General features: G+C 34.1%; 19 protein-coding genes. 6 read left to right on the top strand and 13 right to left on the bottom strand.

What is annotated here, in order from left to right; all coding sequences use genetic code 11:
- Positions 1-52: 52 nt before the first annotated feature.
- The gene (lgt, locus tag CHB80_RS11645; RefSeq protein WP_089371641.1) at positions 53-976 is read left to right on the top strand and encodes a prolipoprotein diacylglyceryl transferase; all 924 of its coding nucleotides are present in this window, start codon (positions 53-55) and stop codon (positions 974-976) included.
- Positions 976-1,464: a DUF192 domain-containing protein gene (locus CHB80_RS11640; RefSeq protein ID WP_089371640.1), complete on the top strand. Its 489-nt coding sequence runs from the start codon at positions 976-978 to the stop codon at positions 1,462-1,464. Before lgt ends, CHB80_RS11640 begins: the two co-directional genes overlap by 1 nt.
- 75 nt (positions 1,465-1,539) lie before the next feature.
- Here CHB80_RS11640 and CHB80_RS11635 read toward each other — a convergent pair whose 3' ends face one another.
- The 9 genes from CHB80_RS11635 to CHB80_RS11595 all read right to left on the bottom strand — a co-directional run bounded on the left by CHB80_RS11635 (position 1,540) and on the right by CHB80_RS11595 (position 6,110).
- Positions 1,540-1,899 (bottom strand): hypothetical protein, encoded by a 360-nt coding sequence (locus CHB80_RS11635; protein ID WP_089371639.1) that lies wholly within the window; start codon positions 1,897-1,899, stop codon positions 1,540-1,542.
- A gap of 160 nt (positions 1,900-2,059) precedes the next feature.
- Positions 2,060-2,281: a phosphate ABC transporter substrate-binding protein gene (locus CHB80_RS11630; RefSeq protein ID WP_089371638.1), complete on the bottom strand. Its 222-nt coding sequence runs from the start codon at positions 2,279-2,281 to the stop codon at positions 2,060-2,062.
- A 152-nt stretch (positions 2,282-2,433) separates the two neighbouring features.
- A complete protein-coding gene (locus CHB80_RS11625; protein WP_089371637.1) occupies positions 2,434-2,586 on the bottom strand; it encodes a DUF4295 domain-containing protein in 153 nt (50 codons plus the stop codon).
- A 9-nt stretch (positions 2,587-2,595) separates the two neighbouring features.
- Positions 2,596-2,778, bottom strand: a complete 183-nt coding sequence (gene rpmG / locus CHB80_RS11620; protein ID WP_089371636.1) for a 50S ribosomal protein L33 — start codon at positions 2,776-2,778, stop codon at positions 2,596-2,598.
- A gap of 20 nt (positions 2,779-2,798) precedes the next feature.
- A complete protein-coding gene (gene rpmB / locus CHB80_RS11615; RefSeq protein WP_089371635.1) occupies positions 2,799-3,035 on the bottom strand; it encodes a 50S ribosomal protein L28 in 237 nt (78 codons plus the stop codon).
- A gap of 77 nt (positions 3,036-3,112) precedes the next feature.
- Positions 3,113-4,360: a CinA family nicotinamide mononucleotide deamidase-related protein gene (locus CHB80_RS11610; protein WP_089371634.1), complete on the bottom strand. Its 1,248-nt coding sequence runs from the start codon at positions 4,358-4,360 to the stop codon at positions 3,113-3,115.
- Positions 4,361-4,365: 5 nt separating this feature from the next.
- Positions 4,366-4,707, bottom strand: coding sequence for an Hpt domain-containing protein (locus CHB80_RS11605; RefSeq protein ID WP_089371633.1), 342 nt, complete (start codon positions 4,705-4,707; stop codon positions 4,366-4,368).
- 2 nt (positions 4,708-4,709) lie between these two features.
- Positions 4,710-5,321, bottom strand: coding sequence for a fumarylacetoacetate hydrolase family protein (locus CHB80_RS11600; RefSeq protein ID WP_089371632.1), 612 nt, complete (start codon positions 5,319-5,321; stop codon positions 4,710-4,712).
- 12 nt (positions 5,322-5,333) lie between these two features.
- Positions 5,334-6,110 (bottom strand): 3'-5' exonuclease, encoded by a 777-nt coding sequence (locus tag CHB80_RS11595; RefSeq protein WP_089371631.1) that lies wholly within the window; start codon positions 6,108-6,110, stop codon positions 5,334-5,336.
- A gap of 112 nt (positions 6,111-6,222) precedes the next feature.
- Here CHB80_RS11595 and CHB80_RS11590 point away from each other — a divergent pair, with 112 nt between their 5' ends.
- The 4 genes from CHB80_RS11590 (at position 6,223) to CHB80_RS11575 (ending at position 8,810) form a co-directional block, all read left to right on the top strand.
- The gene (locus CHB80_RS11590) at positions 6,223-6,855 is read left to right on the top strand and encodes a hypothetical protein (RefSeq protein WP_089371630.1); all 633 of its coding nucleotides are present in this window, start codon (positions 6,223-6,225) and stop codon (positions 6,853-6,855) included.
- Between the two features lie 126 nt (positions 6,856-6,981).
- Entirely contained in the window at positions 6,982-7,590 is a 609-nt protein-coding gene (locus CHB80_RS11585; protein ID WP_089371629.1) for a hypothetical protein, read from the top strand.
- Between the two features lie 8 nt (positions 7,591-7,598).
- Positions 7,599-8,114, top strand: a complete 516-nt coding sequence (locus tag CHB80_RS11580) for a hypothetical protein (RefSeq protein WP_089371628.1) — start codon at positions 7,599-7,601, stop codon at positions 8,112-8,114.
- An 81-nt stretch (positions 8,115-8,195) separates the two neighbouring features.
- A complete protein-coding gene (locus CHB80_RS11575; RefSeq protein ID WP_089371627.1) occupies positions 8,196-8,810 on the top strand; it encodes a hypothetical protein in 615 nt (204 codons plus the stop codon).
- A 68-nt stretch (positions 8,811-8,878) separates the two neighbouring features.
- Here CHB80_RS11575 and CHB80_RS11570 read toward each other — a convergent pair whose 3' ends face one another.
- The 4 genes from CHB80_RS11570 to CHB80_RS11555 form a co-directional block, all read right to left on the bottom strand.
- The gene (locus CHB80_RS11570; RefSeq protein WP_089371626.1) at positions 8,879-10,192 is read right to left on the bottom strand and encodes a dihydrolipoamide acetyltransferase family protein; all 1,314 of its coding nucleotides are present in this window, start codon (positions 10,190-10,192) and stop codon (positions 8,879-8,881) included.
- Positions 10,193-10,282: 90 nt separating this feature from the next.
- Entirely contained in the window at positions 10,283-11,389 is a 1,107-nt protein-coding gene (locus CHB80_RS11565) for a glycosyltransferase family 2 protein (protein WP_089371625.1), read from the bottom strand.
- 4 nt (positions 11,390-11,393) lie between these two features.
- A complete protein-coding gene (recR, locus tag CHB80_RS11560; protein ID WP_089371624.1) occupies positions 11,394-12,011 on the bottom strand; it encodes a recombination mediator RecR in 618 nt (205 codons plus the stop codon).
- Positions 12,012-12,014: 3 nt separating this feature from the next.
- Positions 12,015-12,656: a protein-L-isoaspartate(D-aspartate) O-methyltransferase gene (locus tag CHB80_RS11555; RefSeq protein WP_089371818.1), complete on the bottom strand. Its 642-nt coding sequence runs from the start codon at positions 12,654-12,656 to the stop codon at positions 12,015-12,017.
- Between the last annotated feature and the right edge of the window lie 8 nt (positions 12,657-12,664).

Genomic DNA, 12,664 nt, shown 5'->3' with positions numbered 1-12,664 from the left:
CAAACGGACTTTGTTATCTTTACCCATACAATAACGCTACGTTAAGAATACTATGACCGCACTTAAATTTACTTGGAATCCAGTTTCTGGAATAGACCTTGGCTTTATTACTATTCATTTTTATAGTCTCATGTTTGTAGTAACATTTGCATCATGTTTCTATTTAATGAAACCTATTTTTAAAAGAGAAGGTATCAAAAAAGAAAAATTAGATAGCCTATTCATTTATACTGTTATCGCAATTGTTTTAGGAATGCGATTAGGTCATGTTATTTTTTATCAAACAGAACTCATATGGGAAGACCCGCTTGCTGTATTACTTCCTATAAGTACACAAAATGGTTTTGAGTTTACAGGCTTTAGAGGCTTAGCTAGTCATGGTGCTGTGGTAGGAGTTTTAGTCTCTATGTACTATTACAATAAAAAAGTACTTAAGAAAAGTTGGTTATGGATACTTGACAGACTTGCGGTTGTTTCAGGTATAGGAGCTATGTTTGTGAGGTTAGGGAATTTCTTTAACTCAGAAATGATAGGTCACTCAACAGATAGTGCTATAGGTATTAAATTTATCCAACATGAAATTTCAAAAGGAAAAGCGGTATCGTTAACTAAAATTCAAAATCCACAAAAAGCATATCAAGCACTTACAGACGACCCTCAATTTTCATCTATTATTTCTGAATTACCATATCGCTATCCAGGACAATTAATGGAAGCTACTGGATACTTATTAGTATTTTTCATTTTGATGTTTTTATATTGGAAAACGGAAGCTCGAAAAAAGCCAGGCTTATTATTAGGAGCTTTCTTATTATTATTAATGGGCGTTAGGATTATTGTAGAAAGATTTAAAGAGGTACAAGTAGAAGGCCGTGAAGAGTGGTTTTTAAACACTGGACAACTACTAAGTATTCCGTTTATCCTTATTGGACTTTACTTAGTGTATAACGCACTTACTAAAAAAGAAGCTATCTAATGAAATCACTTCTAAAAATAGTTCTTGTCATTTTTGTTTCTATAACAATAACCAATTGTAAAGAAACCAAAGAAGAAAAAGTAATTACAGAAACTGAATTTGTTTTTACAAAAGAAGGAACACTTACGTTAACCAAGGCTAATGGCACTCCTATTAAAACAATAGCTGTTGAATTTGCAGAAGATGATTATGAGCGAGAAACTGGATTAATGCATCGTTCTAGTATGAAGCCACTTCAAGGAATGCTATTTATACAAGATGTAGAGCGTATTCAAAACTTCTATATGAAAAATACATTGATTCCATTAGATCTCATTTTTATAGATAGTAATAAGAAAGTAGTATCTTTTGCTGAGAATGCAAAACCATTGGACTTAACAAGTTTATCATCTCAAGTACCAGCTAAGTATGTACTAGAAATTAACGGAGGCCTCTCTGAAGAGTGGGTGATTGAAATAGGTGATACTGTGGAGTGGACTAGAGATTAAGTATTATTATTCTTTTACTAAATAAATAGTGTCTTACTATATTATATAATACAGTATAAATTTAAAAGTTGATATTCATTCATTAAAATAATTTTTAATCATAAACTCAGCAGAAGCATATTTATTCTTTATTTCACGTATTAAATCTAGCGCTCTATCATTTCTCATTCTATCATTAGAATATCCGTTACTTAACAATCCAATTAATTTCTCAAAAAAACTATTTCCTTTATCTAATTCCATCATATCCAAATCAGGAATTTTCTTTACATAATTTAGAACAAATTCATCTTTAATATTTGAAATTAAAAAGGATTTCAACTCTCTATTATACTGTGAGAATAACTCAATATCAGTTTCCTCAGCTTTCTGAGAAATCAATCTTTCAGCTTGAGTTTGAATGTCCACAACTTGTCTTATGATATTTCTATTCATTTTGGATTTTTAGTGCGAAGTATCGCTTCATTCAAAAATCACTTTTGGCGTTTCTTGTGATTGAACGTGTACTTGTTTCACAAATATAGAAGAGTTATGAGCTATTAAAAATTATAAATAAAACGTCGTAAAAACGACGTTTTATTTTTCTCAAAAGCTTTTACTTCCACTGTTTTAATCTATTATTTTTCCAAGATCTCGTATTTTTACCTACCGTAGCATTTACGGTTTCATATCCATGAGGAAAGCAATAAGAGCACCCTCCCATTTTCTCATGATTTACAATTCTTGAAATTTTAATATTGGATATTTTCTTAGGAAAATCAATTAAACCATATTCATTTAACCCAAAAGCTTCTTTTAATTTCTTATAATTTTTCACTGTTCAATGTTTTAAGTACATACTTAAAACACTGTCCCTTTATATATTAAAATTAAATGATTCATGATATTCATTTTAATTATGAATGTAAAGTAACACAAAAAACCCGTCTTCAAATGAAGACGGGTTTTGATATCATTAGTAAGTAAACCTTATTTCTTTGCTAAGAAATCATTTACTCTATCTGGTGACATAACTGACTCAACAAAAGTGTAAGCTCCTGATTTTGGAGATTTCACCATTTTGATAGCTTTTGTCAAACGCTTTGATCCTGTCTGTAACGATGCTACTGATTTCTTTGCCATGTCTCTATATTATTTAATTTCTTTATGAACGGTCATACGCTTAAGAACTGGATTAAATTTCTTTAATTCCATACGATCTGGCGTATTCTTTTTATTCTTTGTTGTAATGTATCTTGATGTTCCTGGCTGCCCAGTAGCTTTATGCTCTGTACACTCTAAGATTACCTGTACTCTGTTCCCTTTTTTGGCCATTTCTGTTACTCTTTATGGGATTATTTTATGAATCCTTTGGCACGCGCTTCTTTAAGCACTGCTGAGATTCCTTTCTTGTTAATATTTTTTAAAGCAGACGTAGACACTTTTAGTGTAATCCACTTATCCTCTTCAGGAATGTAAAAACGCTTTTTTACAAGGTTAGCGTTAAATTTACGCTTTGTCTTATTCATGGCGTGAGAAACGTTGTTTCCTACCATTGCTTTTTTTCCTGTAAGCTCACAAACTCTTGACATCTTAATAAACTTTATTTTGTTATTTCAAAACAGGGTGCAAATTTACATAAAATCTACAGCTACACCAAAACAAATTACTAGTTTTTTGAAATTTCTTCATGTAATAGCTCTAATGCCTTGTTTACAGTCTTTTCTATGACTCTTTTTCTATGGTTTCCCATCATAAAATAATGCGCTGTACTTCCTTTTGGAGTAGCAATTCCAATATAAACTGTTCCTACGGCTACATTAGAGTCTCCTTTTGTAGGTCCTGCATTTCCTGTGGTGGCAATGGCATAATCAGTATGATACATTTTTTGTATTTGTACAGCCATTGCTTCGGCTACTTGTGCACTAACAACAGAATTGTCATCTATTAACTTCTTATCAACTCCTAAGACCTTCACTTTAGAATCTGTTGCATAAGTGACAGCACTTCCTATTAAATACCCAGAAGCGCCTGCATTTGAAGTAAAACGTTGTACAACACTTCCTCCAGTACAACTCTCTGCAATAGAAAGTGTTTTTCCTTGAGCAGTTAATTTTTCTCCTATCAGCACTTCTAAAGGTCCATTTTCTTCATATCCAACAAAAACATCTTCAATAAGCGGGAGAAGTTTTTGCAATTGTATATCCATAGCTGCATCTACAGGTTCTTTAAGAGCTCCTGAAGTAGATAAACGTATACGTACACGCCCCAATGAAGGTAAATAAGCTAGTTTAATATCTTGGGGTAATTCGTCTTCAAAAGTTTCTATACGTTGTGCAATGGCACTTTCGCCCATCCCGTAGGTAAGTAACGTTTTATGAAGTATATAAGGAAGGTGAAACTGTTCTTTTAATCTAGGTAACACTTCATGCTCCATTAATCCTTTCATCTCATGAGGCACCCCTGGCATAGAGATAAAGACTTTTCCATCTTGTTCCATCCACATTCCTGGTGCTGTCCCAAAATGATTTTTTAAAATTGTCGCTTTAGAAGGAACTAATGCTTGTGTTTTATTTGCATCTAATAATGGTTTTTTAACGTATTTCTTAAATAAGTGTGTTACGTGATCCAGTACTTCCTGATTAAAAACAAGTTTGTCGTCAAAATATTCACAAAAAGTGCTTTTGGTTACATCATCTTTGGTAGGACCTAACCCTCCTGTAATGATAATGATATCTGAGTTTGCTTTCGCGAAAGCAAAACTTTCCAGAATATGGTCCTTATCATCTTGTATAGAACTTATTTGATATACAGCAACTCCAATAGCGTTAAGAGCCTTTGAAATATAGGCAGAATTCGTATCTACAATCTGACCGATAAGAATCTCATCGCCTATTGTAATGATATGTGCTTTCATAAAGACTAGAAGTTAAAATCTTCTTTCAATTCTTCTAAAACAATCGTTAGTGTAGAAATAATTTGATCTAGCTGTTCTTGTATTGCTGAAGTAGGCTTATTAGAATCTGCCCATTTCTCCATGGCCGCAATTTGCTTAAGTAAATCAATCCCAAACATATCAATATTGGGTTTCATTTTATGAGCAAATTGATATGCCATTTTATGATTATCATTTTCTATCGCCGTTTGCATAGATTGCATATCTGGCGGGATTTCTTGCAAGAAAGTTTCTACAATCACACTCACAAAGCTATCATCACCTCCAGCAATCTCTCTTACTTTTTCTAGGTTATAATTTTTTATCATAGCTATTTTACATTGATAGAAAACATCTCAGTATCTCCTATAAATCCTTTTAATTTATCATTTATAGCAACGGGTCCAACACCAGCTGGCGTGCCTGTAAATATAACATCTCCAATCTTAAGAGTAAAGTATTGAGACACATAACTTATTAATTCGTCTATTTTCCAGAGCATATGTGCCGTGTTTCCATCTTGAACAATAGCCCCATTTTTTTCTAATGTAAAGGAAATATTATCTACATTTTCAAAAGTATTTTTTGAAATCCATTTTCCTATCACAGCAGCACCATCAAAGGCTTTAGCCTTTTCCCAAGGCAATCCTTTTGCCTTGAGACTCGATTGTAAGTCACGTGCTGTAAAGTCTATTCCTAGTCCTATTTCATCATAATAGGTGTGTGCAAATTTTTTATCGATATACTTCCCTATTTTCTTAATTTTTACAAGAATTTCTACCTCATGATGCACATCTTTTGAAAATTCAGGAATTACAAAAGGATGTTGTTTTAAAAGAATGGAAGAGTCTGGTTTTAGAAAAACAACAGGGTGATCTGGTCTTTCATTAGCAAGTTCTTCTATATGTTTGGCATAATTTCTACCGATACAAATGAGCTTCATAGCATCTAGACTTTAAAATAATTTCGTGTTAAAACCTCTAAGTTTTATAGCAGTTAATACTTTTTTGGTATACAATGGAAAATCTGCATTTTGAATCCAGCCATAATAACCTGGTTCATTCTCTAATACGGCTTCTACCAATTTTCCTTTATGTTTTCCAAAAGTAAAGATTTCGGCTCCTTTATCATTATATCCTATAAAACCTGCAAAATCTGCCGATTTCTTACGGGTACTAAATTCGGCTAATGATTTCATATTATTCTCTAACTCATCATAGCGATCTAGTTGAGATTTTAAAACTTCATAAGTAGCCATTGTATCTGCTGCTGCACTATGTGCATTAGTTAGATCTTTATCACAATAAAATTTATAAGCAGCTACCAATGTACGTTGTTCCATCTTATGAAAAATATTCTGTACATCAATCGCATTTCTGTTTTTCATATCAAAATCGATATCACATCGCAATAATTCTTCTGCTAATAATGGAATATCAAAACGATTAGAATTAAAGCCAGCAAGATCTGAATCTTTAATCATATTATGAATTTCTACTGCTTTTTCTGCAAAAACGGGTGCATCGGCTATATCGGCATCACTTATTCCGTGCACTGCTGTAGTGGCTGGAGGAATAGGAATCGTTGGATTGATACGTTGTGTATATTCTTCTTCTCTTCCGTCTGGAAATACTTTTAATATGGATATTTCTACGATTCTATCCTTTGCTACCTGAATTCCAGTAGTCTCCAAATCGAAGAAGCAAATAGGTCTACTTATATTAAGCTTCATAAAGTTATATTGAAACACAAAAATACAATTTGAAAAGCTATCCTCCGCCCTAGAAATGGCTAAAAATATCAGAATATGTATCTTGCAGCTTTATTATTGAAATGTATTCCCTATGAAGCTTTTTTTACAGCTATTTATTCTCCTATTTCCAGTATATCTCATCGCGCAAACACCCGCTGTAGAGCTTATAGAAGATAAACAAGCTAAACGTTGGACACTCTATGCTCAGAATAATACCGATATTGAGCAAGAAGCGTTCCTTATGGTAAAAGGAGAAGGTTTTAGACGTAGTGCCGATAGGCCTATTATAAAAAAAATACCTCCCAACAGTAAAGTAGTCATGATGATTTTGATTCCATTAAAAGGGGCGACACCTAGCTATACAAAGATTTTTACATTCGAGGAGCAACTACAAACTATCAAAAAACGAAAAGGCGAAGGGCAAAAAGAACATGTTAATTTATTACCTGTAAATCCTGAACAACTCACTGTTTTTGTAGAAAATGATTGTGAGAAGTGTACGTATCTTACGAAATATTTGAGATATAATAGAATTAAACACCGTACACTAGACATTAAAAAGAATAGTGCCGTTTTTAATCTGATGTGGAAACATTTAAAAGATTCTGTTTCTGGTCGTGAACTTATCAAGCTACCCGTTTTAATGCATCAGGAAAAGATGTATTTTGATATCATTAATATGGAACACTTTATTCAGAATTTTGATTGGAAGAAAATTGATTAAGGTATACGCTTTCGCGAAAGCGCACTTAGCATCTATTCAATTATAAATCATAAAGTTGTACTCTACAGGTTTATAATTTTAGTAATAATAGTATCTTTTCAAAAAAAACAATTCTTTAAATCGTACATGAATATACTTACAAGGCATTTCAACTATATATTAGTTGGGTCAATTTGCATTATCATAGATGTTAATATCTCAAATGCTACTAATGGAAAAGGGCTTAATCTAGATCTTATAAATGATTTTTTGGGAGCCAGTCTTATATTTGTAGGTGTAAGATATTTACTTCTTAACACAACTAGTACATCACAACAATATTATAGCTATTTAAAAACAGCACTTTATGCGGCAAGTATATCAATATACTTTGGGGCGCTTGATTTTTTTGTTTTCCCACAACCTAGTTGGTTTATAATACTTAATATGTTTTTGCAACTCTTTGTTATCTATGGTGCGATAGCGTTTTGCAAAGCAATGTTTATACTTACCGATCATGCAGAAGATTTTGAAAATAGAAATAGATGGAAAACAGCTCAATCACTAATAATTTATCTTACTTTCATTCCATATACTCTTATTCTTATCAATAGTATCTTTGAATTAACTGAATCAAACATGTATATAGATTTAAGCGCTAGATGGGCACTATACATTATCCTTTTACTATCTATACCATTTATCTATTTTATTTGGGTTCTTTATAAGACTAAACAGCATATTAAACAAGTATAATAATCGTCATGAATACATTAAAACCTTCTTTCATTTTTATATTTTTTTGCACCTTTTTAGTGACTCAAATCTCTTTTGCCCAAACCGAAGAGCAAACTGCCATGGCAAAACTTTCTTTTATGATCGGAGATTGGAAAGGAACTGGAACCTCTTATCCAAAAGATCAAAACAAGCCGTATGATGTGCTTTCTAAAGTACGTTATGATTTAGATGGAGAACTGCTTGTCTTAAAACACAGATCTGTAAGAGATGGCAAACCCGTATTGAGTTTACATACCATTATTTATTATAATGTAGAAGAAAAACAGTACTATTACTATGCGTTTAGACAAAAAGGAGTGCGTCCTTTTACAGCTAAAATAGTAGATGGAAAACTCATTTGTACGATTGGAGATGATTACCGGCTTACGTTTCAGAGAACACCAGAAGGGCTTTTTAATGAATATGGGGAAAAGCTAGTAAATGGTGTTTGGACCAAAAACTTTGAAGACCTCCTCTCTCCTACTTCAGAAATTACCTTTTAACAGTTTTCTTTTTACGCTTTCGCGAAAGCGTATACGGAATGTCTTTTTTTAGCGTTATACCATTATAAATCCTATGACAATATGCTAAAAAAACTACCCTTCATTGTACTGTTACTCTTTACGTTTGTACTACAAGCACAAGATCGTCCTATTAAAATTATAGATGAGCAAAAAGCAAATAGGTTATTCCTGTATGCTGTAAATGAGAACGAAAAAGACCTCGATGTTATGATTACTGTTACTGGTACAGGTTTTAGACAAAGTAAAGCCAAGCCAAGATTAACACGTATTCCAGCTACTTCTAAAGTAAATATTAAAAGCCTCATTATCGAGCGTGGAAAAACACCTCATTATGAATATGAACTTGTGGTAAATGACAGTTTATCACGAAGAGCACTTAAAAGGCCATTTGAACTGATTAAAATAGAGGCAAAACGCCCTATTCTTATATACCTTACTGAAAAGTGCACGACTTGTGATACACTAATCGCTAATTTAGGAGAGAGCATTTATCTTTTCAAAACAGAAAAACTAAGTGATCAACCTAAAATGCAGGAGTATCTCTCTAAATCATTAGCAAACTCTGCTACACCTCTGGAATCACTTACAACTCCTATTGTAAATCTAGGAGGCAAAATATTTGTAGATATAGAAACTTATGAGCAATTAATGGATAAACTCAAAGAAATTGAATAGCCGCAATGTACCCCATAAAAAAAGCCTCATTTTTTAAATGAGGCTTTTTTGTTTTTATATGCTTGATATTAGATTTCTCTATTCATATCCCATGCTTCTAAATACTCAGCAACACGTTTTACAAATTGTCCTCCTAAAGCTCCATTTACCACACGGTGATCATATGAGTGTGATAAGAACATTTTCATACGAATTCCTATAAAATCACCATCAGGTGTTTCAATAACTGCTGGAACTTTACGTATTGCTCCTAAAGCAAGTATCGCCACTTGAGGTTGATTAATAATCGGAGTTCCCATAATACTTCCAAAAGTACCTACATTGGTTACTGTATAAGTTCCTCCCTGTGTATCATCTGGTTTTAATTTTCCGCCACGAGAGCGTGTTGCGAGATCATTTACTGCCTTTGTCATTCCAACAAGGTTAAGTTGATCTGCATTTTTAATCACAGGAACAATCAAATTTCCATCTGCAAGTGCAGCAGCCATTCCTAGATTTATATTCTTACGTTTGATAATACGATCCCCATCTACAGAGATATTAATCATTGGGAAATCACGTATTGCTTTAGCTACAGCTTCCATAAAGATAGGTGTAAACGTAAGTTTCTCTCCTTCTCGTTGTTCAAAAGCTCCTTTTACTTTCTTACGCCAGTTCCATATGTTTGTGACATCTGCCTCAATAAATGACTGCACATGCGCGCTAGTCTGCACAGAAGCTACCATATGATGGGAAATTAGTTTCCCCATACGTGTCATTTCTATAATCTCATCTTCTCCATTTACACTTACCGGACTTGGTGTTGCCTTTGTTTTTGCAACTGGTGCTGCAGTTTTTTGAGATGCAACAGGAGCCGGTGCTTGTACCTGTGTACCACGTGTATCGATATAAGCAAGCATATCATTTTTAGTAACACGTCCATCTTTTCCTGTTCCAGCAATTCCATCAAGTTCTGCTTGTGAAATTCCTTCGGCTTTTGCCATATTCTTCACTAATGGAGAATAAAAACGATCTCCAGAACTCACTACAGGAGCAACCGTATCTTTTGCTACAGCAATTGTTTTTTCTACAGCCGCTACTGCTTTTTCTACCGCAGGTGTTTCTACTACAGCAGCTGGAGCAGCATCAGAAACAGCATCGCCGTCAGTTTCTATAATTGCAATGGTTTGTCCTACTTGAACGACATCATCTATATTAAAAAGCTTCTCTACAAGAACTCCATCTACCTCACTTGGGACTTCACTGTCTACCTTATCTGTAGCAATTTCAAGTACCGCTTCGTCTGCTTCTATGGTATCGCCTACTTCTTTAAGCCAAGAGGTTAAGGTTGCTTCTGCAACACTCTCTCCCATCTTTGGTAGTTTAAGTTCAAATTTTGCCATTTTCTTATGTAAAAGGTGTTTTTATTAAAATTTATGCAAAAATACTATTTTTAACGAACTTCATATTAAGAAATTCATAATATTATATCGTTAAAAGTGGAGTACTTCTCCGCGTCCTTCCCTACTATTACTCCCTATCGCAAAGGTAGCATTTTTAGGAATAATCTTAAATGTAAGTTGCTTATCAACTGATTCTGAAATCAATGTCATACAACCTATGTATGATAAGGATTCTACATCCAGAAAAATTTCAGTGCCTTTCTGTAATGTTTCCATATTTGTTACTTTCTGAACATCTGCTTGTAAAACTTCAGAAATTTTTTGTCCAAGCATATCATTTTCTGTGGCAATTGCATATGCTGTGGGCGGTGGAGTTTGATTTTCCTGTATACGCTTTCGCGAAAGCGTAGCTAGCCACAACCCTATTTTTACACCAAAAGCTTCCAATGGATTATTCTTGAAATGCTTGTGATAAAAAATACGCATAGCCCCATAAAATCGCTTACGATATACCGCATCTTTTGAAGTACTCTCTCCTTTATAATGCAATACTGTTGTTGCGCCAAAATAATAGTTTTGATATCCCGCTTTTTCAATAGTATATGACAAATCAATATCTTCACCATACATAAAATACTGCTCGTCAAAACCTCCAACTTCTTGATATACCTTACGTTTTAAAAACATAAATGCCCCTACTAGAACCGTTGCGGCACCTATTTCGGTGGGACTAAGCTCCTCTACATAATAGGAGTTACCACTTCCAAATATCTTCTGAAAAGCCACCTTTGGCGTAGGTAAATTACGTTTACTCTCTGGTAAAAACCGCCCTGTTCCATCAATAAGTCGAGTACCCACTGCCCCCATTTGAGGAGTCTTAGTAGCAAAATCAAAAAGTTTTACAAACGTCTCTTCCGTCACAAAGGTATCTGGGTTAAGAATACATACATACTCGCCTTTTGCAATAGCGACTCCCTGATTATTAGCCGTAGAAAACCCTACATTATCTTTATTGGCAATCAAAACGACTTCAGGAAATAGTGTTCTGACCATCTCACAACTATCATCAGCCGAAGCATTATCTACCACGATAATTTCTGCGTCAAGAGTCTGTATAGCTGCTTGAACACTTTTTAAGCATAGCTCTAGAAAGTGACGCACATTATAATTTACTATGACGACTGAAAGTTGTTTCAAATAATTAATTCTTTAATGAAGATTCAAATGGAATACGATGCAATATACTACGTCCTAGTGTCACCTCATCTGCATATTCCAATTCGTCTCCTACAGAAATTCCACGGGCAATTGTAGAGGTTTGTATGTTATAGGCTTCTACTTGTTTATAGATATAGAAGTTGGTGGTATCTCCCTCCATAGTAGAACTAAGTGCAAAAATAATCTCTTTGACTTCACCTTCTTTTACTTTATCTATAAGCGAGTAAATATTAAGTTCTTGAGGTCCTATACCATCCAACGGACTGATTTTCCCTCCTAATACATGGTATAATCCTTTGTACTGACTCGTATTTTCTATAGCCATCACATCTCGTATATCTTCAACTACACAAACTAAAGATGCATCACGATTTGGATTTGCACAAATCTCACATAACTCAACATCTGAAATATTATGACATTTCTTGCAAAACTTAATGGTATCTCGCATGGTAAGCAATGCTTCAGCCAAATGGTGTGTTTGCGTTTCAGGCTGTCGCAATAAATGCAATACCAATCGCAATGCCGTACGCTTTCCTACGCCAGGCAACTGTGACATTTCATAGACTGCATTTTCGAGAAGTTTTGAAGAAAATTCCATATCTTAATTCTTATCTTCTAGCAAAGGTACAAATCGAAACTCTCCAAATTCTTTTTTCTCAAATTTAGTCGCCTCTACGCGTACAAATAGCGTCATTACCTGAGGATCATCTCCCACGGGTATTACAAGTCTTCCTCCTATCTTAAGCTGACTCAATAATGGTTTTGGCACATAAGGAGCTCCGGCTGTTACAATAATACTATCAAAAGGTGCATATTCTGGTAGTCCTTTATAACCATCGCCAAAACTTAAAAACTTAGGGCGATACCCTAGTTTAGATAAAAAGAGCTTTGTCTTTTTGAATAACTCCTGTTGCCGTTCTATAGAGTATACTTTAGCACCTAGTTCACATAAAACTGCTGTTTGATACCCACTTCCTGTTCCTATTTCTAAGACTTGATCACCTCGCTTTACTTGAAGTAATTCACTTTGAAAAGCGACAGTATAAGGTTGTGATATGGTTTGATCTGCAGCAATAGGAAAGGCTTTGTCTTGATAGGCATGATCTTCAAAACTACTATCCATAAAAAAGTGTCGTGGTATCTTTCCTATAGCGTCAAGCACTGCTTTATTAGCAACCCCTTTTTTCTTGACAATTTCTACAAGTTGTCTACGTTTTCCTTGATGACGAGTTGTATCCTTCATTGGCATAA

This window comes from Dokdonia pacifica, assembly GCF_900188275.1.
GTDB classification, from domain to species: domain Bacteria; phylum Bacteroidota; class Bacteroidia; order Flavobacteriales; family Flavobacteriaceae; genus Dokdonia; species Dokdonia pacifica.
Note: the sequence above shows the minus strand (reverse complement) of the source record. Positions and strands in the feature narration are given on the sequence as shown.

Excerpts from the sequence above, each read along its gene's own strand:
- CHB80_RS11580 (WP_089371628.1), top strand. The coding sequence starts at position 7,599 with ATGAATACATTAAAACCTTCTTTCATTTTTATATTTTTTTGCACCTTT.
- CHB80_RS11610 (WP_089371634.1), bottom strand. The coding sequence starts at position 4,360 with ATGAAAGCACATATCATTACAATAGGCGATGAGATTCTTATCGGTCAG.
- CHB80_RS11605 (WP_089371633.1), bottom strand. The coding sequence starts at position 4,707 with ATGATAAAAAATTATAACCTAGAAAAAGTAAGAGAGATTGCTGGAGGT.
- CHB80_RS11625 (WP_089371637.1), bottom strand. The coding sequence starts at position 2,586 with ATGGCAAAGAAATCAGTAGCATCGTTACAGACAGGATCAAAGCGTTTG.
- CHB80_RS11595 (WP_089371631.1), bottom strand. The coding sequence starts at position 6,110 with ATGAAGCTTAATATAAGTAGACCTATTTGCTTCTTCGATTTGGAGACT.
- CHB80_RS11590 (WP_089371630.1), top strand. The coding sequence starts at position 6,223 with ATGAAGCTTTTTTTACAGCTATTTATTCTCCTATTTCCAGTATATCTC.
- CHB80_RS11570 (WP_089371626.1), bottom strand. The coding sequence starts at position 10,192 with ATGGCAAAATTTGAACTTAAACTACCAAAGATGGGAGAGAGTGTTGCA.
- lgt (WP_089371641.1), top strand. The coding sequence starts at position 53 with ATGACCGCACTTAAATTTACTTGGAATCCAGTTTCTGGAATAGACCTT.
- CHB80_RS11600 (WP_089371632.1), bottom strand. The coding sequence starts at position 5,321 with ATGAAGCTCATTTGTATCGGTAGAAATTATGCCAAACATATAGAAGAA.
- rpmB (WP_089371635.1), bottom strand. The coding sequence starts at position 3,035 with ATGTCAAGAGTTTGTGAGCTTACAGGAAAAAAAGCAATGGTAGGAAAC.
- CHB80_RS11635 (WP_089371639.1), bottom strand. The coding sequence starts at position 1,899 with ATGAATAGAAATATCATAAGACAAGTTGTGGACATTCAAACTCAAGCT.
- rpmG (WP_089371636.1), bottom strand. The coding sequence starts at position 2,778 with ATGGCCAAAAAAGGGAACAGAGTACAGGTAATCTTAGAGTGTACAGAG.
- CHB80_RS11640 (WP_089371640.1), top strand. The coding sequence starts at position 976 with ATGAAATCACTTCTAAAAATAGTTCTTGTCATTTTTGTTTCTATAACA.
- CHB80_RS11555 (WP_089371818.1), bottom strand. The coding sequence starts at position 12,656 with ATGAAGGATACAACTCGTCATCAAGGAAAACGTAGACAACTTGTAGAA.
- CHB80_RS11575 (WP_089371627.1), top strand. The coding sequence starts at position 8,196 with ATGCTAAAAAAACTACCCTTCATTGTACTGTTACTCTTTACGTTTGTA.
- CHB80_RS11585 (WP_089371629.1), top strand. The coding sequence starts at position 6,982 with ATGAATATACTTACAAGGCATTTCAACTATATATTAGTTGGGTCAATT.
- recR (WP_089371624.1), bottom strand. The coding sequence starts at position 12,011 with ATGGAATTTTCTTCAAAACTTCTCGAAAATGCAGTCTATGAAATGTCA.